25 protein-coding genes and 2 tRNA genes are annotated in these 25,933 nt (G+C 62.0%); 10 read left to right on the top strand and 17 right to left on the bottom strand.

Annotated elements, in window-relative coordinates; translation table 11 throughout:
* Positions 1 to 3 precede the first annotated feature (3 nt).
* On the top strand, positions 4 to 993 hold the full coding sequence (locus RJ40_RS08960) for a DUF1616 domain-containing protein (RefSeq protein ID WP_265580514.1): 990 nt from the start codon (positions 4 to 6) through the stop codon (positions 991 to 993).
* On the opposite strand, the gene RJ40_RS08955 is transcribed toward RJ40_RS08960, so the two are convergent.
* The 6 genes from RJ40_RS08955 to RJ40_RS08930 all read right to left on the bottom strand — a co-directional run bounded on the left by RJ40_RS08955 (position 974) and on the right by RJ40_RS08930 (position 7,587).
* Entirely contained in the window at positions 974 to 1,750 is a 777-nt protein-coding gene (locus RJ40_RS08955; RefSeq protein WP_265580513.1) for a hypothetical protein, read from the bottom strand. The genes RJ40_RS08960 and RJ40_RS08955 overlap by 20 nt on opposite strands.
* Entirely contained in the window at positions 1,747 to 2,202 is a 456-nt protein-coding gene (locus RJ40_RS08950) for a hypothetical protein (protein ID WP_265580512.1), read from the bottom strand. Before RJ40_RS08950 ends, RJ40_RS08955 begins: the two co-directional genes overlap by 4 nt.
* Positions 2,203 to 3,492, bottom strand: coding sequence for a DUF58 domain-containing protein (locus RJ40_RS08945; RefSeq protein WP_265580511.1), 1,290 nt, complete (start codon positions 3,490 to 3,492; stop codon positions 2,203 to 2,205).
* A 3-nt stretch (positions 3,493 to 3,495) separates the two neighbouring features.
* A complete protein-coding gene (locus tag RJ40_RS08940) occupies positions 3,496 to 4,464 on the bottom strand; it encodes an AAA family ATPase (protein ID WP_265580510.1) in 969 nt (322 codons plus the stop codon).
* Positions 4,465 to 4,469: 5 nt separating this feature from the next.
* Positions 4,470 to 5,342, bottom strand: coding sequence for a DUF4350 domain-containing protein (locus tag RJ40_RS08935; RefSeq protein ID WP_265580509.1), 873 nt, complete (start codon positions 5,340 to 5,342; stop codon positions 4,470 to 4,472).
* 133 nt (positions 5,343 to 5,475) lie between these two features.
* Entirely contained in the window at positions 5,476 to 7,587 is a 2,112-nt protein-coding gene (locus RJ40_RS08930) for a DEAD/DEAH box helicase (RefSeq protein WP_265580508.1), read from the bottom strand.
* Between the two features lie 62 nt (positions 7,588 to 7,649).
* Here RJ40_RS08930 and RJ40_RS08925 point away from each other — a divergent pair, with 62 nt between their 5' ends.
* Positions 7,650 to 8,000 carry a 4a-hydroxytetrahydrobiopterin dehydratase gene (locus RJ40_RS08925; RefSeq protein ID WP_265580507.1) on the top strand — a complete coding sequence of 117 codons (351 nt, stop codon included), beginning with the start codon at positions 7,650 to 7,652 and terminating at the stop codon, positions 7,998 to 8,000.
* On the opposite strand, the gene RJ40_RS08920 is transcribed toward RJ40_RS08925, so the two are convergent.
* Complete coding sequence (locus tag RJ40_RS08920) at positions 7,989 to 8,390, bottom strand: thioredoxin family protein (protein WP_265580506.1); 402 nt, start codon at positions 8,388 to 8,390, stop codon at positions 7,989 to 7,991. The two genes, RJ40_RS08925 and RJ40_RS08920, sit on opposite strands and share 12 nt — an antisense overlap.
* Positions 8,391 to 8,484: 94 nt before the next feature.
* Here RJ40_RS08920 and RJ40_RS08915 point away from each other — a divergent pair.
* Positions 8,485 to 8,559, top strand: a tRNA-Met gene (locus tag RJ40_RS08915).
* A 40-nt stretch (positions 8,560 to 8,599) separates the two neighbouring features.
* Positions 8,600 to 8,674, top strand: a tRNA-Met gene (locus RJ40_RS08910).
* Between the two features lie 259 nt (positions 8,675 to 8,933).
* On the opposite strand, the gene RJ40_RS08905 is transcribed toward RJ40_RS08910, so the two are convergent.
* The 3 genes from RJ40_RS08905 to RJ40_RS08895 are packed head-to-tail and all read right to left on the bottom strand — an operon-like array spanning position 8,934 to position 10,353.
* A complete protein-coding gene (locus RJ40_RS08905) occupies positions 8,934 to 9,437 on the bottom strand; it encodes a ZPR1 zinc finger domain-containing protein (protein ID WP_265580505.1) in 504 nt (167 codons plus the stop codon).
* Complete coding sequence (locus RJ40_RS08900) at positions 9,437 to 9,808, bottom strand: cell division protein SepF (protein ID WP_265580504.1); 372 nt, start codon at positions 9,806 to 9,808, stop codon at positions 9,437 to 9,439. The genes RJ40_RS08905 and RJ40_RS08900 overlap by 1 nt, the downstream gene beginning before the upstream one ends.
* A 47-nt stretch (positions 9,809 to 9,855) precedes the next feature.
* Positions 9,856 to 10,353, bottom strand: a complete 498-nt coding sequence (locus RJ40_RS08895; protein WP_265580503.1) for an RNA-binding protein — start codon at positions 10,351 to 10,353, stop codon at positions 9,856 to 9,858.
* A gap of 108 nt (positions 10,354 to 10,461) precedes the next feature.
* On the opposite strand from RJ40_RS08895, the gene RJ40_RS08890 reads away from it, so the two are divergent.
* From RJ40_RS08890 to purF, 3 genes are read left to right on the top strand one after another with little or no spacing between them, the layout of a single operon-like run.
* Positions 10,462 to 10,689 (top strand): LSM domain-containing protein, encoded by a 228-nt coding sequence (locus RJ40_RS08890; protein ID WP_265580502.1) that lies wholly within the window; start codon positions 10,462 to 10,464, stop codon positions 10,687 to 10,689.
* Positions 10,690 to 10,704: 15 nt separating this feature from the next.
* Complete coding sequence (locus RJ40_RS08885; RefSeq protein ID WP_265580501.1) at positions 10,705 to 10,887, top strand: 50S ribosomal protein L37e; 183 nt, start codon at positions 10,705 to 10,707, stop codon at positions 10,885 to 10,887.
* A gap of 12 nt (positions 10,888 to 10,899) precedes the next feature.
* Positions 10,900 to 12,312 carry an amidophosphoribosyltransferase gene (gene purF / locus RJ40_RS08880; RefSeq protein ID WP_265580500.1) on the top strand — a complete coding sequence of 471 codons (1,413 nt, stop codon included), beginning with the start codon at positions 10,900 to 10,902 and terminating at the stop codon, positions 12,310 to 12,312.
* Positions 12,313 to 12,630: 318 nt separating this feature from the next.
* On the opposite strand, the gene purM is transcribed toward purF, so the two are convergent.
* Together purM and RJ40_RS08870 are read right to left on the bottom strand one after the other, a co-directional pair.
* Positions 12,631 to 13,626 (bottom strand): phosphoribosylformylglycinamidine cyclo-ligase, encoded by a 996-nt coding sequence (gene purM, locus RJ40_RS08875; protein WP_265580499.1) that lies wholly within the window; start codon positions 13,624 to 13,626, stop codon positions 12,631 to 12,633.
* The gene (locus tag RJ40_RS08870; RefSeq protein ID WP_449405518.1) at positions 13,619 to 15,022 is read right to left on the bottom strand and encodes an aspartate kinase; all 1,404 of its coding nucleotides are present in this window, start codon (positions 15,020 to 15,022) and stop codon (positions 13,619 to 13,621) included. Before RJ40_RS08870 ends, purM begins: the two co-directional genes overlap by 8 nt.
* 68 nt (positions 15,023 to 15,090) lie before the next feature.
* On the opposite strand from RJ40_RS08870, the gene tfrA reads away from it, so the two are divergent.
* From tfrA to RJ40_RS08855, 3 genes are all read left to right on the top strand, one after another.
* Positions 15,091 to 16,713: a fumarate reductase (CoM/CoB) subunit TfrA gene (gene tfrA / locus RJ40_RS08865; protein WP_265580498.1), complete on the top strand. Its 1,623-nt coding sequence runs from the start codon at positions 15,091 to 15,093 to the stop codon at positions 16,711 to 16,713.
* The gene (gene tfrB, locus RJ40_RS08860; protein ID WP_265580497.1) at positions 16,710 to 18,173 is read left to right on the top strand and encodes a fumarate reductase (CoM/CoB) subunit TfrB; all 1,464 of its coding nucleotides are present in this window, start codon (positions 16,710 to 16,712) and stop codon (positions 18,171 to 18,173) included. Before tfrA ends, tfrB begins: the two co-directional genes overlap by 4 nt.
* Positions 18,174 to 18,296: 123 nt before the next feature.
* Positions 18,297 to 20,288 carry a cation:proton antiporter domain-containing protein gene (locus RJ40_RS08855; RefSeq protein WP_265580496.1) on the top strand — a complete coding sequence of 664 codons (1,992 nt, stop codon included), beginning with the start codon at positions 18,297 to 18,299 and terminating at the stop codon, positions 20,286 to 20,288.
* On the opposite strand, the gene RJ40_RS08850 is transcribed toward RJ40_RS08855, so the two are convergent.
* The 5 genes from RJ40_RS08850 to RJ40_RS08830 form a co-directional block, all read right to left on the bottom strand.
* The gene (locus tag RJ40_RS08850) at positions 20,269 to 21,480 is read right to left on the bottom strand and encodes an FAD-dependent oxidoreductase (protein WP_265580495.1); all 1,212 of its coding nucleotides are present in this window, start codon (positions 21,478 to 21,480) and stop codon (positions 20,269 to 20,271) included. The genes RJ40_RS08855 and RJ40_RS08850 overlap by 20 nt on opposite strands.
* A gap of 60 nt (positions 21,481 to 21,540) precedes the next feature.
* Complete coding sequence (locus RJ40_RS08845) at positions 21,541 to 22,122, bottom strand: HD domain-containing protein (protein ID WP_265580494.1); 582 nt, start codon at positions 22,120 to 22,122, stop codon at positions 21,541 to 21,543.
* Between the two features lie 81 nt (positions 22,123 to 22,203).
* Entirely contained in the window at positions 22,204 to 23,592 is a 1,389-nt protein-coding gene (locus RJ40_RS08840; RefSeq protein WP_265580493.1) for an ATP-binding protein, read from the bottom strand.
* 891 nt (positions 23,593 to 24,483) lie between these two features.
* Positions 24,484 to 25,197 (bottom strand): 4Fe-4S binding protein, encoded by a 714-nt coding sequence (locus RJ40_RS08835; RefSeq protein WP_265580492.1) that lies wholly within the window; start codon positions 25,195 to 25,197, stop codon positions 24,484 to 24,486.
* Positions 25,198 to 25,329: 132 nt separating this feature from the next.
* A complete protein-coding gene (locus tag RJ40_RS08830; RefSeq protein WP_265580491.1) occupies positions 25,330 to 25,830 on the bottom strand; it encodes a rubrerythrin family protein in 501 nt (166 codons plus the stop codon).
* Positions 25,831 to 25,933 lie beyond the last annotated feature (103 nt).

Here is a 25,933-nt window from a genome sequence, read left to right as displayed (position 1 = left end):
TTCATGAGTGAAGAACAGCCAGCGATGCCCGTGATCCTTGAAGCACTCGATCCAAAGCACACCCCAAAAGATCTCATCTTCATCGCCCTCTGGACACTCGCGACCATCCCTGCGATCTACCTCCCGCTTACCCACGGGACATTCATCCAGGTGATCTTCGGCCTTCCCATGGTCCTCTTCATCCCGGGCTATGCCCTTATCGCCGCACTCTTCCCTGAAAAAGACGACATCGACGGCATCGAACGGGTCGCCCTCTCTTTCGGACTTTCGATCGCGGTCGTCCCCCTCATCGGGCTCGCGCTCAACTACACCCCATGGGGGATCAGACTTGAACCCATCCTCATCTCTCTCATCGCCTTCACCCTCGCGATGCTCATCGCCGCCCACTGGCGGCGGGCGCTCCTCCCGGCCGATCGGCGTTTTGTCGTTCCGTTCAGGGAGATGGCCTCCGAGGCAAAGGCCGAACTCTTCCCTGAAGAACAGTCACAACTCGACCGCGCCCTCTCGGTAATCCTGGTCCTCGCCATCCTCGCGGCGGTGGTGACGACTGTCTACGTCATCGTCGTCCCAAAAGAAGGCGAACACTTCACCGAGTTTTACATCCTCGGCGCCGGTGGGAAGGCCGCCGACTACCCGACCACCTTCTCCGCCGGGAGCGAACAGTCCCTCATCATCGGCATCGGGAACCATGAGTACCGGGAAGTGCCCTATACCGTGGAGGTGCTGCTCACCAACCAGACCTTCAACGAAGCCACCAACACCTCACAGATCAACGCCATGGAACGACTCGACCAGTTCACCGTGACGGTGCCGCACAACGAGACTGTCGAACGCCCGTACAACTTCACCGTCACCAATACCGAGATGAACCGCCTCCAGTTCCTCCTCTTCAACGAGACGGTGCCCTCAGATGCAGTCTGGAATAAGGACCGGATCAACGCGAGTTACCGGGATCTCCACCTCTGGATCACGGTCAGGCCGACGGCCCGATGATGAGGCGGAGATTTCTCCCTTTTTTCGAGGATGACGCCGCAAGGATCCGGCACGGCATCCCCGTCCCCTCAGCGGCGATGCAGGCGATGAGCGAGCAGAAGGGACACCCGACCATGGTGCAGCACTTCGGGGAGACCTCCCTGACCGCCTGACAGCCGTTGGCAAGAGCAAAACCCCTCAGGTCGACGACAAGGTTGTCGCCGTCAAACGTGGCCTCGATACGCTCCGCGATCTCGAGTACATCCCTGCAGATCTCGACGACTGCCTCGCAGAGTTGTTCTCGTTCGGGAGGCACCTCAAAAGAGCAGGAGTCTTTCAGATAGGAAAGACAGGGGGCGGCAAGTGGGGTGATCATCACGGCGTCACCCTCCTCTGTCGTGAGATACGAATAGGTGCTCTCCGGCGGAGAGCGGAGCACCTGCCCCCCGGCAGGGATCAGGGCGCGGAGATGCCCCCTCGGGTCGGGCGGAAAAAACCTGGCGTCCCCCTGCACCCCGAGGTCGGCAAGCAGCGTGGCGATCCCGACCGTCCCCTGCACCGGCAGGAGGGCGGCGAACTTCGGGTCAGGCGTTCGTCCCCTGGTGAGGGCAAGGAGAAACAGCCCTGAGGCGAACGAGCCAAAACCGGCAAGGATAAGCATGGCAGTCGTGAGATCGCCCCGACCGGTCAGCCCAGCCAGGGCGAGGGCGGCGATGGCGGCCACGAGGAGGAGCGCCCCGGCAGCAGTCGTGTCATTCATCAAAAAATGTTTTTTCATTCTTCACTCCTCCGTGCAGACCACACCAGTCTGTACCATGATAACGAGAGAAATAACCCTGAAACCAGCAGGAGTATCACCAGACCTCCGAAGAGGAGCAGGACATGCCTCATCAGCATGACCGGGACAAGGACCGCCCCGGCCACACCGGCAAAGACAAGGTAGGCCACCTTCCCACCTCTCGACGAGAGGAAAGCGAACCTGTCCTCCACCCAGCCGAGGAGAATGAGGACGAGAACGGCCGACCAGATGGGGGAGGTGAAGCCCGCAGCAACAGCGACCAGGGCACCGGCGGCAAGCACCACGAACCAGTAGTCCTTCTCCCCCCGGGTAAGGGCGATGACCGCGACAGCAACGACAAGCGCACCGATCTCGGCCAGGGGAGCCGGACCGAGGAGCGAGGCCACAAGCCCGACCATGAGGGAGAGCCCGAGCCAGATCCGCCCGTCCATTCAGATCTCCTCCATCTGGTCCACCCCGCATGCGGCCAGTTCGGCCCTGACCGCCGCGCTCTTCGGCCCCGAAAGGGAGCAGGCCGAAACCTCGATCCCGAGGTGCCGCGCCTCCAGGACCACCTGGACAAGGTGGCTGATATCGCCCCGAGCCGGGGTGTAGAGATAGACCCCCCCAGAGTTGGAGGCACGCAAGGCCCCGGAGACCTGCGTCCTGAAATAAACCAGTCCCTCCACTGAACCAAAGGAAGAGACGAGAGATTTCAGTCTATCCCTGAACGGCCCGTCCCATCCTGATACCTCCCGCAGTCCCTGAAGAGGCGCCTGCATCATCGCCCGGTCGAGATACCTGTAGAGATGGACAGTCCGTTCGGTTGGCCGAACCATCGCCAGAGCCCCGAAGATCTCCTCCTCTCGACTTTCCGGCGGGAGGGAGGCGACGACCTGACCCCCGGAGATGAGAAGGAGCGGACAGACGCCGTACCTTGTGTATGTCCCCTCGACCGCACCGTTCACCGCCATAGAATACCTGGCCATTTCATCGTCGGAGAGTTCATGTCCCGGGTCAGGGAGGTCGACAACGATACAGGGAGCCCCCCCACTCATACCCTCCGCTTCCCTGATGTACATCTTCCCGTGTCTGGCCGTGAGTTTCCAGTCCACCAGGTCAAGGGGGTCGCCTGGGATGTAATCGCGATAGGCACGAGTCTCCTGGCCTCTCAGAAGAAACGCACCCCCCCCTTCCCGATCCCCGAACCCCGTCCCCTCGGCCGCGGTGGTTAGCGGGGTTCCATAGGGGACGACCGTAACTGACGGGACCATGAAGACCCTGTTCTTCAGAGCGAGGGAACCGGAGAAGAACAAATCTCGGGCTGTGAGTTTGATTCCCCCAAAAGAGGTCCGCCCCGCGGCCATAAACTTCACCCTGTACCTGACCGCCACCTTCCCGGACTCCGACGCATCGTACGCCTGTTCCCCATCCAGGACGGTGACCGGCGGAGCGAGATCCTCCACACCGACCGCAAACCCCGGGCGGGGTTCGTAGGTGACGACCGCCTCAACGCCGACACCCCCCCCCTGTCTGACAATGTTTTTCTCCACCGTTCTTACGAGTGTCAATGACCCGACAAGATGGTAGAGGTTCCGGAGAAAGAAATGGGCCCGGTATACAAGATATATCAGCAGGGTTCCAGCGACGACAAAACCCGCAGGGTCGTCGAAGAGAATGGCGTAGGCGGCGACAGCAAGGGCAAGCACCCCCATGCCTTCTGCGGCCGGACCCGGCTTCACGGTTCAGGACACCTCGACGTGATCCAGGATCTCCCTGACAATCGAGTCCACCGGAACGCGCCCGATAACCGCCTCCCGCTCCAGGATGAGCCGATGACAGAGAGCGGGGAGGGCAAGGGTCTTGACATCGTCAGGGATCACATAGGTCCTGCCCTCCAGGGCAGCATTGACCTTTGCCCCACGCAGAAGAGCGAGAGATGCCCTCGAACTCACCCCCAGACGAATATCGGCATGGTTCCGGGTGGCCATCACCAGATCGGTGATATACCGGCAGATCGGTTCCTCGACATGGACGGCGCTGACCGTTCTGATCATCCCTTCGATCTCTCCGGGATTGAGAACCGGGGCAAGTGTCCGAGCATAATCCTCCCAGACCAGTCTCCCGGTCTGGGCGCGCCAGAGGATCTCGAACTCGTCTTCTCCATTGAGGTATCTGAGCGGGACACTGAACATAAACCTATCCCGCTGAGCCTCCACCAGCGCAAAGGTTCCCTCGAACTCGTACGGATTCTGGGTGGCCATGACGAAGAAGGGGCGTGGCAGAGGATAGGTCTCTCCATCGATCGTCGCCTGCTGCTCGCTCATCGCCTCGAGGAGGGCGGACTGAGTCTTAGGGGTGAGGCGATTGATCTCATCGACCAGGACAAAGTTCGAGAAGATCGGACCTTTCTTGAGAATGAACTCCTCCTCATCACGGGTATAGATCCGCACTCCAATAATGTCGGCCGGTTGGATGTCTACCGCCCCCTGCACACGCTTGAATGAAGCGGAGAGGAGGCGTGCCATAATTTTCGAGACCGTCGTCTTCGCCGTACCGGGGACACCCTCGATGAGGATCGCACCCTCTGAAAGAGAACTTATGGCGATCAGCCGGATCAGATCCTCGTGCCCGACCACATATTGGTTGACAGTCTCCTTGATCTCCAGAAATTTTTCGGCAATCGGTGCCACATCACGCTCACTCAGATCCATCTCGTCTACCTCCTGATCCTCTTCCTGAAAAAGTATACCGCTCCACCGATAAACAGTGCCGCCACTCCGATCTGAGAGAGTGGATATTCTTTCACCCATAATATTGCGCCGGTGAACGGCCCGGCCGCAGTCGTCCTGCTCCACCCCTCGTCGACCAGCACAACCGGGTGGAGAGTGAGGATGTTCTCGATAAACTGTTGGTTCCCCTCACCAAGACCGGTCATCGAGTTGAGAAAGATCCCTGGATCCCCGATGACGACCAGTTCACCCCCGCCGATCTCCTCGGTGACTCCAAGTTGGTAGCGCCCAACCGTCTCTTCACCGTTGATCCTGCCGTTTCTGTCTTCATCGATCCATGAGAGAAGAGGAGTCTGGAGGAGAGGCGTCCCGCCCTCCAGCGCCATTGGCCGGTTGAAGAGAACAGTCGAAACTCCCTCGACGAGGGTATGGTTGCCGACCGGATAACCCCTCACCGCGGCGGTGGTGGTGTACTCCCGTTCGACCGAAGAGACGGTGCCGGGCAGTATCGAGACTGTGGTCGGGAGAGCGGCGAGGAGTCCGGCAACTTCACCGGCGTCGTCACAGAGGACGAGGGTGTTGTTGCGTGCCAGGAAGTTATTGTAGGCCCTGATCCTCTCCGGGCCAGGCGGGCCTTCCGGAGCGATAACCAGGAGGAGGGCGTCGTCATAGTTTATGAGGTCGGCCGGATCGGTGATTGTCTGCGCCCTCTGCTCCTCAAGGTGCGAGAAGAAGGCCGAGGTGCCGTTCCACTGGACATTGTATCTGCTGTAGTCGTCATAAGTGGTTGAGAGGTGGAAGACGACGGCACTGAGACAGATGAGAAGGATGGCAGCGGCGGCAAGAAAACGGGCCCGCATCAGAGACTCCCCCACTCCTGTACGCCTGATGTCAGAGAACCGATCAGAGTAACCGGCAGGTCTCCGTCATAGGGGGCATTCCATGGAATAAACCGGGCGGAGAGAGCGGGCCTCATCAACCTGATGAATATGGTCAGACCATAAATATATCTTCCCTTTTCATAATTAAGACAAAGCCCGGGCAGTCATTCCGGTCGGCAGCGGCCATTCCGGCGAAGAGTTCTTGAGGGAGGAGCGAGCCGAATTTCCACTCCTCCGGGTCGGGTAGCGGGAGGGCGGCGGCGACATCGTCCGCACCCAGACCCCTGACTGCGGCAAGGGCCGCCGTCACCTCGCCGGTGGGGTCCGGGCCGGTCATCTCTTCGACAAGGAGCCAGAGGTCGGCGGCCCTGACCTTCGGGCCGCCGGGAAGAGTGTCGGAGAGTAGATAGGCGAGGACGCGATTGAAACGGCTCCCATGAAAGGAAAGGACGACGATCCCTTCTGACCGTTCCAGGACGAGGAAGCCGTCCGGCGGCACGGCGCCCCCGATCTCCAGGGCAAAACCGCCCACCACCGCCTGTTCGGTTCGACCGAGCGGGAGGATAGAGCACCCCCTGACAAGAAGGCGCCGGACCGACGCTGCGACAACCGGACTGAGGGGAGCGCCGGTGCCCGACCAGAATGGTCGGCGGTCGGAGGTAGCGGGGCCGCCGCCGGCAGGGACGACGGTGGCGATCCGGTAGTCCTGGTCGAGGGCGATGATCCGCCACCGTCGACCGCCGAGGGTGCAGACCGTGCCGGCGCCGCCGGCTACAAACCTGGCGTCCAGTTCGCCGACCGCCTCCCCCTCAGGGGTGAGGGCGCGGTAGGCGGCGGCCGAGGTGAAGACCGAGAGAAGGTCGGCCCAGTGTGAACGCGAGAGGGTTCGTTCGGCCTCAGGCCCGAGCATAAGGAGGGCACGGTCGGCGGTGAGGTACCCGGAGGTGAGGAGATCTTCAATAAGAGCTGTGACCTCGACCTCCATGCCTGCAAAGGGTGCGAGCCGACAGAGTCCGGCGACAAGCGAGTGCGAGGGGACACGACCGCGGGCGAGGAGGGGGAGGAAAAGTTGCTGGACCAGGACGGTGTACGGCGCCCGCGGGGGAGTGAGGGGTTCGACTTCGTGGCTGACCGCGGCCTCGACGGTCGCGACGGCGATGAGAAGGGCAAGGTCGTCGCCGAGGACAAAGGCCATCCTGGCCGGCGAGCCACGGCGGCCGGTCCGACCGAGACGCTGGAGGAAGGAGGAGACCGATGGAGGCGGGCCTACCTGGACGACGAGGTCGAGGCCGCCGATGTCGATCCCGAGTTCGAGGGTGGAGGTGCAGATGACGCAGGCGCTCCCTGACCCGGCAAGGGACTCCTCGGCCGCCCGGCGTACCGCCGGAGAGAGGGAGGAGTGGTGGACCGAGAGGTCCCCCACCGCACCCGTAAGATCTCCGGCAAGGCCTTCGGCCTGGCTTCTGCTCCCGACAAAGACAAGAGCGCGCTGACCGGCGACGAGACGGGCGACAGCGCCGGCACGCTCCTCACGACTACGGGCGACCACGAAGGAGAACTGCTTCTTCCCCGGAGGTGCCGGGACGGCTACGAGACGGCGGCGACGGTCGGGCCCGGAGAACCAATCGAGAACTTCCTCAGGATTCCCGACGGTCGCCGAGAGACCGATCCGCTGGAGCGGCCGGCCGGCCACTTCGTCGAGGCGATCGAGGAGACATCTGACCTGCACGCCCCGCAGGTCTCCGACGAAGGCATGGAGTTCGTCGACGATGACAAAACGGAGATTCTTCAGGGCCGCCCGGAGTCCCCTGTCCAGGAGGATCACCTCCAGGGACTCGGGGGTGGTGAGGAGGACGTGGGGGGGATCGCCCCCGACCCAGGATCGCTCGCCCCGTCCGACGTCGCCGTGCCACCTCGTGACCGAGAGCCCGGCCGGGGTGCAGAACTCCTCCACCCGGCCTGCCTGGTCGTTGATGAGGGCCTTGAGCGGGAAGAGGCAGAGACAGGCGACGCCAGGAAGTCCTTCCTTGAGCACGGTATCGATGACCGGGATGAAGGCAGCCTCGGTCTTGCCCCCCGCGGTGCCGGCGACGACCAGGAGGTCCGCCCCGTCGGCGGCGGCGCGGCACGCCTCCTCCTGGACCGGGCGGAGGTCGTCCCAGCCGAGGCGGTGGGCGAGCACGTTCCTGAGCGTGGGGTGAAGAGCAGCGTAGACTGACGACACAGAGAATTGGTGCGGTCTCCTCGCATAACAACCTTTATATCCTGGGACGGGAAGGCAGGAGCATGCCTCTCAGTGCAGAGACAGCAATGCCGGTGGAACCCGGATCGGCACCGCTCACCAGGCGGGAGATGCTTGCGCTCCTTCCCGAGGTGCCGGAGTGGACACTGGAGAACGGGAGACTGTGGAGGAGGTTCTCCTTCCGAACCGTTGGAGAGGCAACCGCGTTCATCAACCGGGTCATCGAGATCGGGTCGAAGAGCGGTGCGGACCATTATCCCGACATCGTCCTCTCGCAATACCGCCACGTCGACGTCCTGTGGTACAACTACGCCTGCGGCGGACTGACGCGAACCGACTTCGTCCTGGCCGCGAAGCTCAGCGGGATGACCGCGAAAAAAGGGTTATTCAGATAACTCGAAAACTTTTCTGACGTGCGCACGGAGGACGTCGCCGGATACCGCACCGGTGAGCCGCCCCACCGCCCTTCCGTGCGAGAAGAAGACGATGGTCGGGACCACCTCAATATCAAAGGATGAGGCCGTTCCACGAGACTCGTCGATGTCGCAGGTGGCGAAGGAGACAGTGCCGGCGAGTTCGGCGGCAAGACCCTCAAACACCGGGGCGAGGTGCCGGCAGGGGCCGCACCACTCGGCCGAGAAATCGACGACAAGCAGGGGATGTTCCTGGATCATATTGGTGAAGTTGAGATCGTTGACCCTGATCACGCCCTGTCTGAGGGCGGCGATGCGTGCCGCGAGTGCTTCCTGCTTCCTCTGCCGGATCAGTTCAAGGTCTTCGTCCATGATCCTGAATGGGATGTCCTGAATAATCTATATGTCTCAGGACTGGCAGGAAAAATATATATATGAACGGATCAAAGATTATAGCCCACAGCATAGCGAGGTGGGGTAGTCAGGAGATCCCGACGGGCTCATAACCCGTAGATCGATGGTTCAAATCCATCCCTCGCTACTTTTCTGATCTTATAAATAAAACAAATTTTACACAACATAGCGAGGTGGGGTAGTCAGGAGATCCCGACGGGCTCATAACCCGTAGACCGATGGTTCAAATCCATCCTTCGCTACTTTTCGATTCATTTTGTCCGGAGCAGAGGCTCACGACCTGCCATTCAGATGCATACAAAGAGTTCAGGCCGGAGACGATAGAAGGGCGGCCAGACGAGATCTGCAGATATTCGACCGGCCCCGAAAAGAAATGAACAAATGAACCTATTGAAGTCCTCTTCTGGAAGGGGAGCCAGGAGCCGACCGCACCCCGGCATCGCGTGACTGAGGGCAGAGCCGGCAGCACTCCAGAATAGGAATACTCCAGAGCCGAACAGATTATTCGCAGCCGTCTCCGGGGTTCCGGATCAGCGCCGAGTTCCCGGTCGGATCATCGATGATCAGCGTGACCCTCTCCTCACCGCGCTTCACCGCGGCAATCCTGGCCCGGATCGCCAGGCACCGCTCCCGTTCCTCGGCCTCCGCCCCCCTGAGAGCGATCTCAAGGACAGCATCGATCCGGTCGAGCACCCCCTCGACATTGCTGATGAAGGACTCGGCCGCCGGCCCCGGTTTGATCTCGACCCCAAATTCAGGCACCTCGATCGTCCCGGCCGAGCCGCGGACCACCCGCACCGAGAGATCCTCCTCGCCCGAAACCGTCAACTCGTCCCTCGTCGGCACGCCCTCCCGCATGATGAAGGCGTCGCTCATCCGCCAGCCGCACGGGCAGGTCGCGCTCTCGATGAGGATCTCAGAAAAGTATGGAACCTCCTCGGTCTGATAGACATATTCGATCTCCTCTCTGCAGACCGGGCAGGGGGCGCGGAGGACAGTGCGCACTACAGCCCTCCGATCTTCTCCCTGGAGATCCGCACCGACATGGGGGTGATGATCACGTACTGCTGCTCACCGAGGCCGATGATATCGCCCTTGACATCGCTCGCCACCTCGCGCAGGTCTTTGAGCACGCGCTCGTACATGATCTTGTCCAGTTTCAGACGGGTGATGTCCACGATGACCAGATTGCCGTTGTAGACCTCGTCCTTCACCCTGGGGGTATCCTTGAGATCGGTGATCTGGGCGACCTTGACGTACATGGACGCAGGCTCGTCGTCGTTCGCGCCCTCAAAGGTACTGAGGTCGAGGTCCATATAGTCGTCCTGCCTCGGAGAAGCACTCCTGCCTATAATGGATTCGAGGAATTTTCCCATGAAAACAACTCTAGAATGGAATTTATTTAATGGTATCCAATTTTTGTTCAGAGTTCAAGGTTCCAGACGCCGTCCCCTACCCGGTGGACCGTCCTGACGACCTTCCCTTTCTCCTCTGCCAGCAGGTCGATCCCGTCATAGAGAGCGATCCCGACGGCCAGCGGTTTGCCGTATCGTTCTTCGGCGATGATGCAGGGGGCACCCTTCTTGACATCAGACGTGGCGTTGACCACTCCCGGCCGCATGATGTCGGCACCGTTCATCACGAAGGGCACTGCGCCCGAGTCGACCGTCACCCTTCGTACCTCGAATGGTCGTTCGACTGCCCCTCGCACCGTCGGGAAGACCCACCCCTCAAACTCCATCAAGAGCGGCTTCTTCTCCACCAGATAGATCGTGAACGCCGAGTCAGTCTCGACGACTTCGATCGTCTTTGCGTCGAAGAGTCCTGCATCGACCCCGATCTCCTCTTCAAGTGCCTTTCTGAGATGCACCGCCGCAGATTTCTTGACGCTGTGTCTTTTTTTAACCTGAATATCCCCCATGGCCCACCACAATACCCTGTATCTCTCATTAAATGGTTCGCCGCGGTATATTTAAGTAGATTCCCCTCGCATGTATGGTACTCTTAAACGGGTCAAAGGGTAATTACCATGACAAAAAGACCACTGGAGATTCTTGATCAGGTACTCAACGGCCAGCCGGTCATTATCGCTCTTAAAGGCGGGCGTGAGATCCGCGGGATCCTGCAGGGGTACGATGTCCACCTGAACCTCGTCCTCGACCGGGCAGAGGAAGAAGTCGAAGGGACGGTGGAGAAGCACGGCACCGTGATCGTCCGCGGGGACAATGTGATCTATATATCTCCTTCAGTTGAATAAGCAGGGTGAGCGTTCATGTCAAAAGGTACACCATCGATGGGTAAGCGGCAGAAAAACAGCCACATCACCTGCCGCAGGTGTGGAAAGAAGTCATTCCACGCTAAGCACAAGGTATGCTCGGCCTGTGGCTTTGGCCAGAGCAAGAAGATGAGCAGCTACAAGTGGACAACCAAGCGCCCCAAAGTACCAACTCATTAAGGTAGTCTGAATATGTGTGGGATCGTTGGCATCGTGGATGCTGGCGGTGTCTCTTTCCCGTTGTATTATGCCCTGTATGCTCTTCAGCACCGCGGGCAGGAGAGCGCGGGCATGTCCACTTTTGACCACCGGCCTTATGTCCACAAGGGCAAAGGGCTGGTGGCTGAGGTCTTTGATGAATCTATTCTTCAGGAGCTCAAGGGGACCGTCGGGATCGGGCATGTCAGGTATCCGACGACCGGTGCGAATTTACCGGAAAACATCCAGCCATTCAATTTTGTCTTCCGTGACCAGACCATCTCTTTAGCACACAACGGAAACCTGGTGAACACCGATGCGTTGCGAGCGCAGTACGAGCGTGACGGGCAGATATTCTGTACGAGCACCGACTCTGAGGTGATCGCAACGATCATCGCCCACGAGATCCGTACCTCCGGCTCGGTGGAGGATGCGGTGGCGGCGGCGATGCGGCTCCTGCGGGGATCGTATTCGATTGTGCTGATGCTCGACGAGACGTTGTATGCCTTCCGCGATCCACTGGGGATCAAACCCCTCTGCCTGGGCAGGACGAGGGCCGGCCACATCGTGGCGTCGGAGAGTGTGGCGATCGACGCCCTCAACGGAACATTCCTGCGGGACGTGCGGCCCGGCGAACTCGTCACGATCACGGCGGATGGGGTCAGGTCGACGCAGATCGCGGTTTCCGACCGCAGAGCCCACTGCATGTTCGAGTATGTCTATTTCGCACGGGCCGATTCGGTCATCGACGGGACGCTGGTCTACGACGTGCGCCGCAAGATCGGTGAGGAATTAGCCAGAGGCGCGACGGCCGAGGCCGATCTGGTGGCGCCGGTTCCGGACTCGGGGACGGCGTATGCGATCGGCTATTCCACGGAGTCGGGGACGCCATACCTGGAGGGCCTGATGAAGAACCGGTATATGGGCCGGACGTTCATCATGCCGAACCAGCAGATGCGGGAGAACGCCGTGCGGATCAAACTCAACCCGATCAGAAAGCACCTGGAGGGCAAGTCGGTGGTGCTCGTCGACGACTCGGTGGTGCGGGGGACCACCTCGCGGCGGCTCATCGACATCGTCAGGGACGTCGGGGCAAAGGAGGTCCATCTCAGGGTGGGCTCGCCCCCGATCGTCGCCCCGTGTTATCTGGGCGTGGACTTCCCGACGAGGACCGAACTGATCGCCCACGACCGTTCGACCGAGGAGGTGTGCAACCAGATCCACGCGGATTCGCTCTATCATGTGCCGCTGTGCAAGATGGTGGATGCGATCGGGATCGATATCGGCGACCTCTGCACGGCGTGTCTGACCGGCGAGTATCCGGTCGAGGTGCCGGGCGAGGGGTGTGCCTGTCGGAAGGTCGAGTTCGTGAACGGGAGTGTCCAGAGTCATCTGGAGACCGAGTAATCTTTTTTCTTTTTTTCTCTGGAGAACGCGGGGGATCCCCCGGCGCGAGAGAGCGGTGAAGATCCTGCGATAGGGACGGGACGGCCACGCCGGATATCCTGAGGAAGACATCTGGCGAATTCCCGGATGATTTCTCTTGAGACAATACAGCGGAGTGGATCATCATTCAATCGCCGCCCCCGCCTATCCTCGCCGTGGGGGGGTTCGGTGGGCGAAAGAACGACCTGAAATTCTTCGTCCTTCTAGTGGAGCGACCCTCTGATCGTTCGTCCTACTGCTCGCGTCAATCGAACGAGCCAAAAAAAAGTATAAAATATTTTACCGGATCCGCTCGCCGCGGAGGTACGCACCCGCCTCGGGCACCACCACCCCGGCCACCTCGGCGTCGGGCACCACCCGCTTGAGCGCCGGCAGACTTTCTTCAGGGATGACAAAGGCGTAGCCCATCCCCATATTGAAGGTCCGGTACATCTCGGCCTCGGCGATCTCGCCCTGCTCCCCGACCCATGCAAGGATCTCAGGAACCGGGAGGGGATCGGTGATATCGAAACCATAGTTCGAGAGACGGGTGAAGTTCAGCAGCCCACCGCCGGTGATGTGGCACATGCCATGGACCTCGCAGGCCGCCGCTGCGTCCAGCGCCTCCAGGTAGATCCGGGTCGGCGTGAGGAGGGCCTCGCCCACCGTCCGGCCCGACGGAAGGACAGAGTCAAAGCCGCCGTGTTCCAGCGCCACCTTCCTGGCCAGCGTGTAACCGTTCGAGTGGACACCCGTCGACGGCACGCCCACGATCAGGTCGCCGGGCGCCACCTTCTCGCCGGTGACGATCCGGTCCTTCTGCTGGACCCCGAGACATGTCCCCGCCAGGTCGAGGCCGGTCACCAGGCCCTTCAGCGTCGCCGTCTCCCCGCCGACGATGTTCATGTTGGCCAGACGGGCACCCTCGTTGAGCCCCTCGCCGATCTGGCGCATCTTGTCCAGTGAAATCTCGTTGCACGCGATATAGTCAACGAACGCCACCGGCTCGATATTCATCACAAAGAGGTCGTTGACATTCATCGCGATGCAGTCGATGCCCACCGTCGACCAGTTCTCCAAGGCGTCAGCCACCAGCATCTTCGTCCCGACGCCGTCGACCGCCAGGGCCAGCGCCATATCGCCGAACTCCACCAGCCCGGCGAAATGCCCGCTCTTCCCGATTGTCTGAAACGCCCCCGACCGCCTGAAAGTCAACTGCTCGATCAGCGTCCGCACTCCCGCCGCTTCGAGGTCGATATCCACCCCGGCCGCCGCATATCCTTCTGTATTACTCATCGTCACACTCCTCGGAAAGCCTGAACTCATCGTGCAGCACCTGCAACGCCTGGTGATGCTCCTCCTGCTTCACCACAAAGGAGACATTCACCTCAGACGAGCCCTGCGAGATCATCATCACATTGATCCCCGCATGCCCCAGCGCCGTGAAGATCCGGCCTGAGATCCCGGGTGTCCCGGCCATCCCGGCGCCTACGACCGCCACGGCCACGACATTCCGGTCGGCCGTGACCTCGCGGACCAACCCGGCTTTCACCGGGCCGGAGAGGACGTCCTTCGCCACCGCCAGGTCGGCCTCCTCGATGATCATCGAGATATTCGCCTGCGACGAGGCCTGCGAGATCATCATCACATTCACCCCCGCGTCACCGAGAAGCGAGAAGATCTCCTTCGCCGTTCCCGGCCGCCCGACCATCTGGACCCCATTGACATTGACCAGGGCCACGCGGTCGATGTGGGTGACTGCCTTCACCACCCGCTTCTCCTTATTCTCCTGCCGGCGGACCACCGTGCCCGGATGGTCGGGGTTGAAGGTGTTCTTCACCCGGACGATGATATTCTTCTCCATCGCCGGTTCGATTGACTTCGGGTGAAGCACCTTTGCCCCGAAGTACGAGAGTTCCATTGCCTCCCGGTAACTGACATACGGCAACACCCGCACATTCCGGATCGCCCGCGGGTCCGAGGTCAGCACCCCGTCGACATCGGTCCAGATCCAGACCTCGTCGGCATCGATCCCCCGGCCGATCACCGCTGCCGAGTAGTCAGAACCGCTCCGGCCCAGCGTAGTGACGATCCCCTCAGGCGTGCATCCCATATACCCGGTGATCACCGGGACCGTGTCCATCAGGAGAGGGAGGACGCGGCTGTTGATCCTGGCGTCGCTGGACGGGAGGACCAGGGCATCGCCGTGCCGGTCGGTGGTGAGAAGCCCGGCCTCGCAACCGTCGAGGGCGACCGACTGGATACCCCGCTCGCGCAGGGCCGCGCTCACGATCATCGACGAGAGACGCTCGCCGTAACTGACAATATAGTCCTTGGAGCGTCTGGTCAACTCGTGAAGGGCGTGGACCGCCGTGAGAATATGCTCGAGTTTCCAGAGACGCTCGTCGATGACCGCCCCGACCATCTCCACCTGGGAGGGCGCGACGGCCTCAAGGGCTTTCATATGCTTTGCCCGCAGTGCCTGGATAAATGCGGCAATCTGGGGTTCTTCTACGCTGGATTCGGCCTCTGCGGCGATGGCATGGAGCCGGTCGGTCACGCCGGACATGGCCGAGACGACGACGGCGAGTTCGTGTCCCTCGGCATGATACCGGGCAAGGATATCGACCACACGGGCGATTGACTCGGCATCACCGACAGATGTGCCCCCATATTTCATTACAAGCCTCATTTCTGGCTCACTCTCTCTGATCCCACACGATGTTATTTATGTACTGATACCGCCCACGTAATAAGTGAATGCGCGCGCTGGACGTGATCGACTGCCATGTACTCGTAATCGGGAGTGGCGGCGCCGGAGTGAGGGCGGCGATCGAGGCCGACCAGTATGGTGAGACGGTCCTCCTTTCCAAGAGTCTCACCGGGAAGGGAGGCTGTACGACGATGGCCGAGGGTGGGTACAACGCCGTCCTCAAAGACGACGACACCTGCGACCTCCATGTGGGAGACACGCTCCGCGGAGGAGCATACCTCAACGACCCGGCCCTGGTCGAGGCGCTGGTTCACGATGCTCCAGCACGCCTCACCGACCTGGTGAGATGGGGAGCGGTCTTCGACGCCTCTGCAGACCGGGAGGTTGCCCAGCGTTCCTTCGGCGGCCAGTCTTTCCCGCGGACCTGCTATGCAGGCGACCGGACCGGCCACGAGATCATGGCCACCCTGATGGAGCGGCTGCGCGGGAGCGGTGTCGAGCGGCTTGAGGAGACGGCTGCAATCGAACTGCTCAGAGATGGGGACCGGGTCTGTGGGGCCCTGGCCCTCAACAGGAAAGGCGAACTGATCGCGGTCCGCGCCGACGCCACGGTCCTCGCAGCCGGTGGAGGGTCGAGGGTCTACGACGTCTCCACCAACTCGGGCACCGGGACCGGCGACGGGTTCGCCCTCGGCTACCGGGCCGGGGCCGACCTGATCGATATGGAGATGGTCCAGTTCCACCCGACCGGTGCGGTCTACCCGTACGACGCCAGGGGACGGTTGGTCACCGAGGCGGTGCGGGGCGAGGGCGGCCACCTCGTCAATGCCGAGGGCGAACGATTCATGCACCGCTACGACCCCGAGCGGATGGAACTCTCCACCCGCGACGTGGTGGCGCGGGCGATCGCCACCGAGGTGCTGGAGGGGCGGGGCACCTCCCATGACGGCGTCTGGCTGGATGTCACCCATCTGCCGGCCGGGCAGATCGAGGAGCGCCTCCCGCTGATGCTCTCCCAGTTCCTCAGGTACGGTGTGGACATCAGGACGGAGGCGATGGAGGTCGCCCCCACCGCCCACCATGTGATGGGCGGGCTGCGGATCACACCCGCCTGCCAGACGAGCCTGGCCGGGCTTTTCGCCTGCGGCGAGACCGCCGGCGGAGTTCACGGGGCCAACCGCCTCGGCGGCAACGCCCTTGCCGAGACCCAGGTATTCGGGAAGCGGGCCGGCGAGGCAGCCGGGAAGACACCTGAGCGGGCGAAGGTCCTGGATAAAGTCCAGGTGGCGGCGCAGGAGGAACGGCTCGCCGCCTTCTACGAGGGCGAATCTTCGCCGACCTGGGCGCGGGAGCACCTCCAGCGTGCGATGTGGGACGGCGCCGGGATCCGGCGGGACGCGACCGCGTTGCAAACAACACAGCGGGTCGTCGAAGGACTGCTCGCCGCCCCGCTCAAAGCGGTCTCCGAGCGCAACCTCATCGAGTGTTGCGGTGCCCGGAACCTCTGCACCACAGCACTGCTCATCGTCCGTTCGGCCCTGCTGCGTCCGGAGAGCCGCGGGGCCCACTACCGGACCGACGTGCCCCCTGGCCCGGACCCGGCCCACTCGCCGTACGGGCACACCAGGATCAGCCTGCATGGAGCGTCCATCGAGGAGAGAAAGGCATGAAGGAGATCACGTTCAGGGTCTCGCGCTTTGACCCGGAGACCGACAGTCAGCCACACCTTGAAGAGTATACCGTCGAGGTCCACGACGGGGCGCGGGTTCTCCATGCCCTCCACGCCGTCCATGCCATGGACCCGACGCTTGCCTACCGCTGGTGCTGCGGTGCCGGGCAGTGCGGGAGTTGTGCGGTGAAGGTGGACGGCATACCCGGCCTGGCGTGCCTGACCGAGGCCCGCGACGGGATGGTCGTCGAGCCTCTCGACCTCCCGGTGACCAGAGACCTGGAGGTGGAGTTGGCGCCGTACCTGGGCCGGTTCACCCACATCGAACCGGCCGAATCTGCCGAGTTCCCGACGCAGGCCGAGATCGAGGCGATCAAACCGTTGCGCGAGTGCATCGAGTGCATGTCCTGCGTCTCGGTCTGTCCGGCGCTGCAGGTCTCGGACTTCGCGGGGCCAACGGCGATGCGCCAGGAACTTCGCCTGGCCCTGGACCCCCGTGACACCGGCAATCGGGCGGCCGAGGCGGTGGCGCGGGGGCTCTTCGCCTGCACCTCCTGCCAGCAGTGCAGGATCGTCTGCCCCAAGGAGATCCAGATCCCAGGCAAGGCGATCGAGAAACTCCGCGAGGTGGCGGCACGGCAGGGCCTGGCCCTCCCGCGCCATACGACGGTGGCCGAGATGGTCAGGGAAACCGGGCGGAGTGTGGACCGGACAAAACCGACCCTCCTCGAGCAGGTGCCTGCGGTGATCGAGCCCGAGGGCGAGGTGAAGGCGACGATCGGGTTCTTCGTGGGCTGCATGTACAACGGCCGTCTCCCTGAGACCGCACTCGACATGCTTGCGGTGATGCGACGAAACGGCATCCGGGTGATCATCCCACACGAGCAGGTCTGCTGCGGTTCGCCCCTGATCAGGACCGGGCAGACGGAGTTCGTCGACTACCTCAAGCGCCGCAACATCGAGGCCTTCAGAACCCGTGATATTGATCTCGTGATGACGATGTGCGCCGGGTGCGGGTCGACGCTCAAGAACGATTACAAAACGCCGTTTCGGGTGATGGACGCCACCGAGGTGCTCGCGAAATACGGGTGCGAGGCCCCGGCAAAGCTCCCGCTCACCGTGACCTACCACGACCCCTGCCACCTCCTCCGCGGCCAGGGGATCAGCGAGGAGCCGCGGGCCCTCCTCAGAACCGTGGTCAAAGAGTTTGTCGAGACCCCGAACCAGTGCTGCGGTTCAGGCGGCGGGGTGCGCTCGGGCCGGCCGGAAGTGGCGGCGGCGCTCGGCGAAAAACGCGGCGAGGCCTTCGAGGCAAGCGGGGCCGGGATGGTCGTCTCATGCTGCCCGTTCTGCGAATATCATATCTCCGAACATACGAACCTCCCGGTCAAGGATCTCATGACCCTCCTGCGCGAGGGCTACGAGGAGAAGGACCGGCAGCGTGCCGGGAAGAAGGCCTGAATCAGAGGAGACGGTGGAGACGCCTCTTCTCTGATCTCCCGCTTTTCCCCCCCACATCCTCGCATCGGGATCCCTGCAAACGTACTTCTGATCGGATCGAGATAAATCGATCAGGAGTTCCACATGGAAGAACTGATCCTCAACGACATCATCGTCATTTTCGCCCTCTCCATCGCCATTCTCTTCCTCTGTTCTCGGCTGAAGATACCCGGCATCGTCGGCTTTCTCATCACCGGGATGGTCGCCGGGCCGCACGCCCTCGGGCTCATCGACGATCCCCAAAGCGTCCAGAACCTCGCCGAGATCGGGGTGGTCCTCCTCCTCTTCACCATCGGAATGGAATTTTCGTTCCAGCACCTCCTGCGGATCCGCCGGGCTGTGCTCGTCGGCGGCACCCTCCAGGTGGTCCTCACCGTCCTCGCCGTGGCAGCGGCCGGTCTCTTCTTCGGGCTCGCACCAGGCCATGCGATCTTTTTCGGGTTCCTTCTCTCCCTCTCCAGCACCGCCATCGTCCTCTCGCTCCTCCAGGAGCGTTCAGAGGTGGAGAGCCCGCACGGCCGCACGGCCCTCGGGATCCTCATCTTCCAGGATCTGGTCATCATCCCGATGATGCTCCTCGTTCCCTTCCTCGCAGGGGAGGGCGGTGAGCCCAGCAGCGGGGCGGTCATGGCCTTCCTCGTCACCTCGGTCGGGCTCATCGCCTACGTGGTCGTCTCGGCAAAGTGGCTTGTTCCTAAACTCCTCTTCCACGCCGCCAGGCTGCGGAGCCGCGAGATCTTTCTCCTCTCCATCATCGTCGTCTGCCTCTTCACCGCCTGGCTCACTCAGAGTGCCGGACTCTCCCTCTCCCTCGGCGCCTTCCTTGCCGGGCTGATCATCTCCGAGTCCGAATACGCCCACGAGGCCCTCGGCACCGTCCTCCCCTTCAAAGACGTCTTCACCAGTTTCTTCTTCGTCTCGGTCGGGATGCTCCTGGACCTCGGGTTCGTCGTCGCCCACCCCTGGACGGTCCTGCTCCTTGCCCTCGCCGTCATCCTGGGCAAGAGCGTCGTCGCCGGCACCGTCACCTCCCTCATCGGCTCGTCCCTGCGGACCTCAGTCCTCACCGGGACGGCGCTCAGCCAGATCGGAGAGTTCTCGTTTATTCTCTCGGTGGTGGGCATCGAATACGGCCTCCTCAGCGCCGGGGCCGAACAGGTCTTCCTGGCCGTGGCGGTGGTCACGATGATCGCCACGCCCTTCACCGTCGGGCTCTCGCCGACTCTCGCCGACCGGGCTGGCCGCCTTCCCCTCCCTGAGCGGGTCAGGTCAGGGAACATCAGGGAGGCACCCCCCGACGAACCGGTGCTGCGAGATCATATCGTCATCGTCGGGTTCGGGCTCAGCGGCAGACATGTGGCCAGGGCCGCCCGGGCCGCCGAGATCCCGTACGTCGTCATCGAGATGAACCCGGAGACTGTGCGTGAGGAACGGGAACGGGGGGAGGCGATCTATTACGGCGACGCGGCCAGGACCGCGGTCCTTGACCATGTCGGAGTCGACCGGGCGAAGGCGCTCGTCGTCGTCATCTCCGACCCTTCGGCGACCGGACGGGTGGTGGCGACGGCGAGGCGGGCGAATCCGCACCTGCGGATCATCGCCAGGACGCGGTATATGAGCGAGATGGAGGAACTCTTCAGGCTCGGGGCCGACGAGGTGATCCCGGCCGAGTTCGAGACCTCGGTCGAGATCTTCACCAGAATCCTCACCACCTACCTGGTGCCGAGAGAGGAGATCGAGCGGTTCACGACCGAGGTGCGGGCCGGGGGCTACGGCTTCCTCAGGGCCACGGCAAGGCAGGCGCCGTGCCTCCACGACATCGGGTTCTTCCAGCCCGGTGCAGAGATCGAAAGCCTCAGGGTCGGCGAGGGAGCGGAGGCCGACGGGCGGAGTCTGGCCGACCTCGACCTCCGCCGGCGCCACGGGGTGACGGTCCTGGCCGTCCGCCGGGGGACCATGGTCCTCTCCACCCCGAGCGGCGAAACGGTGCTCGAGGCCGGGGACGTCTGCGTGGTCATCGGGCCTGAGGAAAAGGTCGCCAGCGTCGACCCGCTCTTCAGGGGTGAGGGGGGATGAGCGGCGGGGTGACTGCAACTTTTGCCGCAGCCTGTACCTCTCCGGCCATCAGGTAAGCGTGGACTTCGAGGGCGGCCTTCGCCCCTTCGCCGGCGGCGATGATGATCTGTTTGCCTCTCACCGAGGTGACGTCGCCGGCGGCAAAGATGCCGGGCTGGCTGGTCTGGCAGTTCTCGTCCACCTGGATCTCGGCCTGGTCGTTGAGCCTGACCAGATCCTTGACGGCGGCGGTGTTGGGTTCGTGACCGATCTCGGCAAAAACTCCGTCGACGGTGAGTCTCCTCTCTCTGCCGCTCTTCGCCTCCCTGATCCGCACGCCGGTGAGCACCTCCCCGCCGAGGAGGCCGGTCACGGTGTAAGGCATGTGCATCGTGATATTCTCGTGCTCAGCCAGGCGGTCGGCATAGACCGGGTCGGCCCTGAGTTGGGAGCGGACGATGAGGTGGACGTGGTGAGCGATCCTGGCCATCTCCAGAGCGGCGGTGACGGCGGAGTTCCCGCCGCCGACGACAGCGACGTCTCTCCCCTTGAAGAGTGGGCCGTCGCAGGTGGAACAGACCGAGACGCCGCGGCCCCAGAACTTCTCTTCACCCTCGACCCCGAGGCGGCGGGAACGGCGGCCGGTGGCGACGATGACGCTCCTGGCCTGGAAGGTCTGGCCTGCATAGGTGGTGACGGCAAAGAGGCCGTCGGGCGCCCTGCTCACACCGGTGACGCGGTCGAGTTCGAGGCGGACATTGGCGCCCCTGGCCTGTTCCTCGAACCTGGTCATCAGATCTTCGCCGGTGACCATCCGATAGCCCATGTAGTTCTCGACGGCCCAACTCTCCATGGCCTGACCCCCGATGTTCTCGGAGATGACAAGGGTGGAGAGGGATTTTCGGGCGGTGTAGACGGCGGCCGTCAGCCCGGCCGGGCCGGCGCCGAGGATGACGACGTCGAAGGTGTCGCCGCCGGGTTCGGCCCCGAAGACTTCGGTGAGCCGCGGAGCGTCGAAGCCGACGATCACCTCCTCGCCGACGACGGTGACCGGTACGCCGAGCTGGCCGGAGATGCGATAGAGGTCGGCGGCCGCATTCTCCTCGGCGCCGGCGTCGATGTCTCGATACTCGACCCCATGTTTTTCCAGGAAGGCCTTGACCATCCGGCAGTATGGGCATTGTCTGGTTGAGTAGACGGTGACTTCTGGCATGGGAGGGGGGTGGTGAAGGGGAGATAAAAGGGTTGTGGGGTGGGCCGGCGCCATTTCGGATCAGCGACTTCGGCCGCCGGAATGCATCTCCCCCTCCAGATTCTCGACAAACCGGGTGAGAAAGGCGTGGCGCTCTTCAGCGATATGCCGGGCGCCGTCCGTGTACATCAGACTCTTCAACTTCAGCAATTTTTCCCCGATATGATCGACGGCGTCCTGTATCCCACCCCCATGTTCCCCGGCCCGCAGAAATGTCCGGGCGAGGCCGACCGCCCCGATGGCGTCGAGTTTGTCGGCGTCGGAGAGTATTTGTGCCTCCAGGGTCTCAGGCGTTGCTGTGGAACGGTAGCGGTGGGTGCGAATGGCATGGGCGATTCCCGGGATACGGTCGGCATCATAATGGACGGCATTGAGATAGCCTTCTGCGATCCGCGCCCCTTCCTCTTCATGGGGGATCCCGCGCTCATCCTCAAGAGGTCGGGCGATGTCGTGGAAGAGGGCGGCCGGGATAAGCACCCGCATATCCGCACCCTCGACACGGCCGATCGCCTCGCAAAGGTGGGTGACCCGAAGGATATGATCAAAACCGTGGGAACCTGATTCCTGCAGGGCCGTCTCAACGTAATCTCTGATCTGATCCATCTCGTCATCCGTGCCACACATCTGGAAGGAGGTTTGCAGGAGGTGATGATAGAGATGCGGGTGCCTGGGTACAGATAGTCCTCACCGTCCCCCCGCCCCCTTGCGGTATCCTCCGGGCGGCACCCTGATCTCAAAGCGTGCCCCTTCGCCCTCCCGTCCGGTTTCGACGATCGTCATCCCGGTGATAGCCAGGATCGACTGCACCAGAAAGAGCCCGAACCCTCCGGTCTTCCTGCCAAACCCCACCTCAAAGATCGAAGACTTCTTCCCGTCCGGGACGCCGGCGCCGTCGTCCTCCACCACGATGACCCCGCCGCTCTCGTCCACGGAGAACCCGACCCGCACCCCGGTCACGCCGTCGCCGTGACGGACGGCATTCTCCAGGAGGTTGAAGAAGACCTTCTCCAGCATCGGGTCAGCATAGACCTCCAGCGCCCCGGTCTCAGCCCGGAGGTCGACACCCGGAGGCAGGACCGCGGTCGCCGCACGCCACACCGCCTCATCCACCGACTGCCACGCCGACCCGTGCACACCCAGCACCTCGTAGTCGCGGGTAAACGAGATCTGACGCTGGATCGTCTCTGCAGTTTCCTTGCACCGTTCAAGATATTGCTGCACCGCCGGGTTGTCCAGCGCCCCCGCCTCCCGGTCGAGGAGATGGAGGTAGCCAGTGAGGGCGGTGACCTGGTTGAGGATGTCGTGGCGCGTGATGCCGGAGAGGAGATTGAGTTTCTTGTTCGCCTCCTGCACCGCGGCCATCGCCTGTTTGTGAGCGGAGATGTCCCTGGCGACGGCACAGAGATACTCCTTCCCGTCAAAATGAAGGTATTCGCCCCTGATCTCTAACGGGATCACCGTCCCCGTCTTCGTCAGGTGGGAAGACTCTTGGGAGACACGCCGGCGCCGTTTCATCTCCTCCCAGGCCTCAGGCCACCGCTCTGTCGGAAAAGCAGGATCGATCTCGCCAAGAGTCATCGTTGCGAACTCCTCGCGCGAGTAACCCAGGAGGGCGGAGGCTGTATCATTGACATAAACGAACCGCCCATTGGCGTCCAGCCAGAAGACCAGATCGCCGGCGCGTTCGAGGGCGATCTGCGCCATGCCGAGGTGGCGCATCATCTGTCGATGCGCCACCATGCGGTGGATCACCGGTTCAAGTGCCGGACCTCCGTCGACGGTCGGAAGAAAGAGGCCGTCCCCACAACCGAACACCCCCGCGATCTCATCCTCCTGTGCTGTCCCCGCAAAGAAGATGAAAGGGATATCCGGGTTTCGGGCCCGCACTGTCTTGAGAAAGGCGCGGCTGTTGGTATCCGGCATCCGGTACCTCGCAAAAACAGCTTCACAAGGAGCGGCCGAAAGGTGTGCCAGTGCTTCGTCCTCCGAACGGCATGTCACGACCGGGAGCGTGTCGTCGTAACCGAGCGCGTCTTTTATGCGGTTCAGAACCCCTTCATCCGGGTCAATCATCAGGATATATCCGATCGGCCATCTTTTCTGCTGTTCTTTCTGCATCTGAGAACCCAGACGGATAGTCTCTGCGGAGAGAATTATATCTTTTTATTTATCTTTTGAAGGCCAATGAAAATTGATAGCCACCAAAAAACCATCATAAATCTCCTGAATAAACATCTAAGAATTTTTATGGCCGATTCACACCATTGGATCCGCTCACAAACATCCCCAATGTCTGGTGGCGATTCATGAACAAAAGGTCATCAACATGAATACCCTTGAACGGGCTCTGTTGAATCTGGCATGAACCCCCGGCTCAAGCATACGTGATGAAAATCTCTCGTTGCAGTTTTCCTGAGTGGGGAGGGATATTTGATTCCTCTCCTTGCAACAGGGCACCTGAAGGATACTGTTCATTTGCCGCCCCTCGGCTATCTTCATACGTGGGGGGTCCGGGGGGCAACGCCCCCCGGTGCGAGACAGCGGTGAAGATGCTGCGGTCGGGCGGGAAGGCGGCCGGTGATTGTTCGGAGGGGGTCCCTGTCCTCTGCCGATCCATCACAGAGGGGCAAGGGTGTGAGCAGCCCCGCATGGTCACTCCAGAAGAGGCTTTCAATAGAGCCCTTGAACGAGAGAATTCTCTATCCTCGCGTGAAGAGAACGTCGGGAGCGACACCATCCTCTTCATGATCCCCCGCTGCCTGCCCGATCCAATCGCAATCCCGGGGTTCCGAGGGGAGACCTCCCGACGCGAGCGTGGGGAAAGGCACGTTGGTCGGATGGGCCACCCCATAACAAGGCTGAAGAAATTTCAGTCGCTCACTCGCGCCGGGGGGCGGCAATGAAGCGGTGATCCCGCCCTATCAAAAATTGTTGATATATGGTCCGCCGGATACAGGGCCGCGATCACTCATGAACACTCCCGCCCCTGTGTTCTCCGGCGAGAGGGCACGCCCTGATGCACATCCCACACCGCAGACCCCCGAGTTCGCCGAACATATAGGACGCACACTTCTGACGGTCGATCCCTTCATGGGTGAACGCCCCGACCGGACATGCCTCGATGCACCGTGTGCACCCGGCACATTGCTCGGAAAGAAGGCCACCCACCGGCCGGCCGGGTTCGAGAGGTGCGTCGGTGAGGAGCGCGGCCAGGCGCACCCGCGGCCCGTACGCCTCTGTGATCAGGAGATGGTTCTTCCCAAACGATCCGAGGCCTGCGAGCCACGCGGCATATTTCATCGAGAAATCTGCCATCAACGTCTGCCGGTCAGCATACCAGTACCCGAACTCACTTCCCTCACAGGGTACGATCGCCGCCCCATACCCTTCGGCCTCGAGGGTGCGGGCCAGAGCGAAGGCGGCGACACGCAGGGTCGCCGTCCCGGCCATCAGGGTGTTCGTGTATTGTGCCCTCCCTCGCGGAAGAGGCCTGATCGCCCCCTTCGGCACCGCCACCCCGATGACGACGACCGACGCGAGACCTGGAAAGACATCCCCCGGACGTTTCCCGAGATATTCGGGATCAGAAAAACCGTCGGCCGCTGCCACGCCGAAGAGATCGATCCCCATATTCTGTGCATCGCCGACCAGGCGGGATGTCAGCGTTGTCTCTTTCATGGTCTTCCCTTGATCTCTGACAACCGCGTTAAAAAATATCCCTGTCTCACTCTAAAACTATCGAGGAGTTCACTGCAGAATCCCTCATGAAATATTCGTTTCAGTTGATTGCCACGAAAAAAGGTAGAGCCTTCACTCCACCGTCATAAACTTCGCACCAGGCACCCCACAGATCGGGCACCGCTCCGGAGGTTTGCCGATCTCGATATTCCCGCAGACCGGGCAGAGGAAGACCTCGACACCCTCGAAATCCTTGCCGGCCTGCAGCGCCTCCAGAGCCTTTGTGTACAACCCGGCATGCACCTGCTCGGCTTTCATCGCATGGGTGAAGATGACCGTTGCCTCGGTGTTTCCCTCCTGCTTCGCCTCCTCGATGAAGCCGGGGTACATCTCGGTGAACTCCTCGGTCTCGCCGGCGATGCTCCCCTCCAGGTTCTCGGCCGTGCTCTTCACCCCGCCCATCACGCTGAGTTCGCGGCGGGCATGGATCGCCTCGGCCCTGGAAGCCGCACGGTAGAGACGTGCGACATTCGGGAAACCTTCTTCGTCTGCCTTCTCGGAGAAAGATTGATACTTTCTGTTCGCCTGCGACTCACCGGCAAATGCATCCTTGAGGTTCTCCATCGTTGCCATACGTATCTCTTCAGAGCGCCCGCTAAAAATACTTTCTGCCTTCAGGATACAGAAAAACCCATTCAACGCCACGCAATCGGATTAGAGAGATCTCAGACCGCCT

The organism is Methanofollis aquaemaris, assembly GCF_017357525.1.
GTDB lineage: Archaea > Halobacteriota > Methanomicrobia > Methanomicrobiales > Methanofollaceae > Methanofollis > Methanofollis aquaemaris.
Note: the sequence above shows the minus strand (reverse complement) of the source record. Positions and strands in the feature narration are given on the sequence as shown.

Coding starts and splice junctions, on each gene's coding strand:
- RJ40_RS08895 (WP_265580503.1), bottom strand. CDS start 10,353: ATGGGGGATATTCAGGTTAAAAAAAGACACAGCGTCAAGAAATCTGCG.
- RJ40_RS08835 (WP_265580492.1), bottom strand. CDS start 25,197: ATGAAAGAGACAACGCTGACATCCCGCCTGGTCGGCGATGCACAGAAT.
- RJ40_RS08830 (WP_265580491.1), bottom strand. CDS start 25,830: ATGGCAACGATGGAGAACCTCAAGGATGCATTTGCCGGTGAGTCGCAG.
- RJ40_RS08890 (WP_265580502.1), top strand. CDS start 10,462: ATGACAAAAAGACCACTGGAGATTCTTGATCAGGTACTCAACGGCCAG.
- RJ40_RS08925 (WP_265580507.1), top strand. CDS start 7,650: ATGCCTCTCAGTGCAGAGACAGCAATGCCGGTGGAACCCGGATCGGCA.
- RJ40_RS08900 (WP_265580504.1), bottom strand. CDS start 9,808: ATGGGAAAATTCCTCGAATCCATTATAGGCAGGAGTGCTTCTCCGAGG.
- RJ40_RS08950 (WP_265580512.1), bottom strand. CDS start 2,202: ATGGACGGGCGGATCTGGCTCGGGCTCTCCCTCATGGTCGGGCTTGTG.
- RJ40_RS08845 (WP_265580494.1), bottom strand. CDS start 22,122: ATGGATCAGATCAGAGATTACGTTGAGACGGCCCTGCAGGAATCAGGT.
- RJ40_RS08935 (WP_265580509.1), bottom strand. CDS start 5,342: ATGCGGGCCCGTTTTCTTGCCGCCGCTGCCATCCTTCTCATCTGTCTC.
- RJ40_RS08955 (WP_265580513.1), bottom strand. CDS start 1,750: ATGAAAAAACATTTTTTGATGAATGACACGACTGCTGCCGGGGCGCTC.
- purM (WP_265580499.1), bottom strand. CDS start 13,626: ATGAGTAATACAGAAGGATATGCGGCGGCCGGGGTGGATATCGACCTC.
- RJ40_RS08960 (WP_265580514.1), top strand. CDS start 4: ATGAGTGAAGAACAGCCAGCGATGCCCGTGATCCTTGAAGCACTCGAT.
- purF (WP_265580500.1), top strand. CDS start 10,900: ATGTGTGGGATCGTTGGCATCGTGGATGCTGGCGGTGTCTCTTTCCCG.
- RJ40_RS08855 (WP_265580496.1), top strand. CDS start 18,297: ATGGAAGAACTGATCCTCAACGACATCATCGTCATTTTCGCCCTCTCC.
- RJ40_RS08840 (WP_265580493.1), bottom strand. CDS start 23,592: ATGATTGACCCGGATGAAGGGGTTCTGAACCGCATAAAAGACGCGCTC.
- RJ40_RS08850 (WP_265580495.1), bottom strand. CDS start 21,480: ATGCCAGAAGTCACCGTCTACTCAACCAGACAATGCCCATACTGCCGG.
- RJ40_RS08870 (WP_449405518.1), bottom strand. CDS start 15,022: ATGAGGCTTGTAATGAAATATGGGGGCACATCTGTCGGTGATGCCGAG.
- RJ40_RS08940 (WP_265580510.1), bottom strand. CDS start 4,464: ATGGATCTGAGTGAGCGTGATGTGGCACCGATTGCCGAAAAATTTCTG.
- RJ40_RS08920 (WP_265580506.1), bottom strand. CDS start 8,390: ATGGACGAAGACCTTGAACTGATCCGGCAGAGGAAGCAGGAAGCACTC.
- tfrB (WP_265580497.1), top strand. CDS start 16,710: ATGAAGGAGATCACGTTCAGGGTCTCGCGCTTTGACCCGGAGACCGAC.
- tfrA (WP_265580498.1), top strand. CDS start 15,091: ATGCGCGCGCTGGACGTGATCGACTGCCATGTACTCGTAATCGGGAGT.
- RJ40_RS08885 (WP_265580501.1), top strand. CDS start 10,705: ATGTCAAAAGGTACACCATCGATGGGTAAGCGGCAGAAAAACAGCCAC.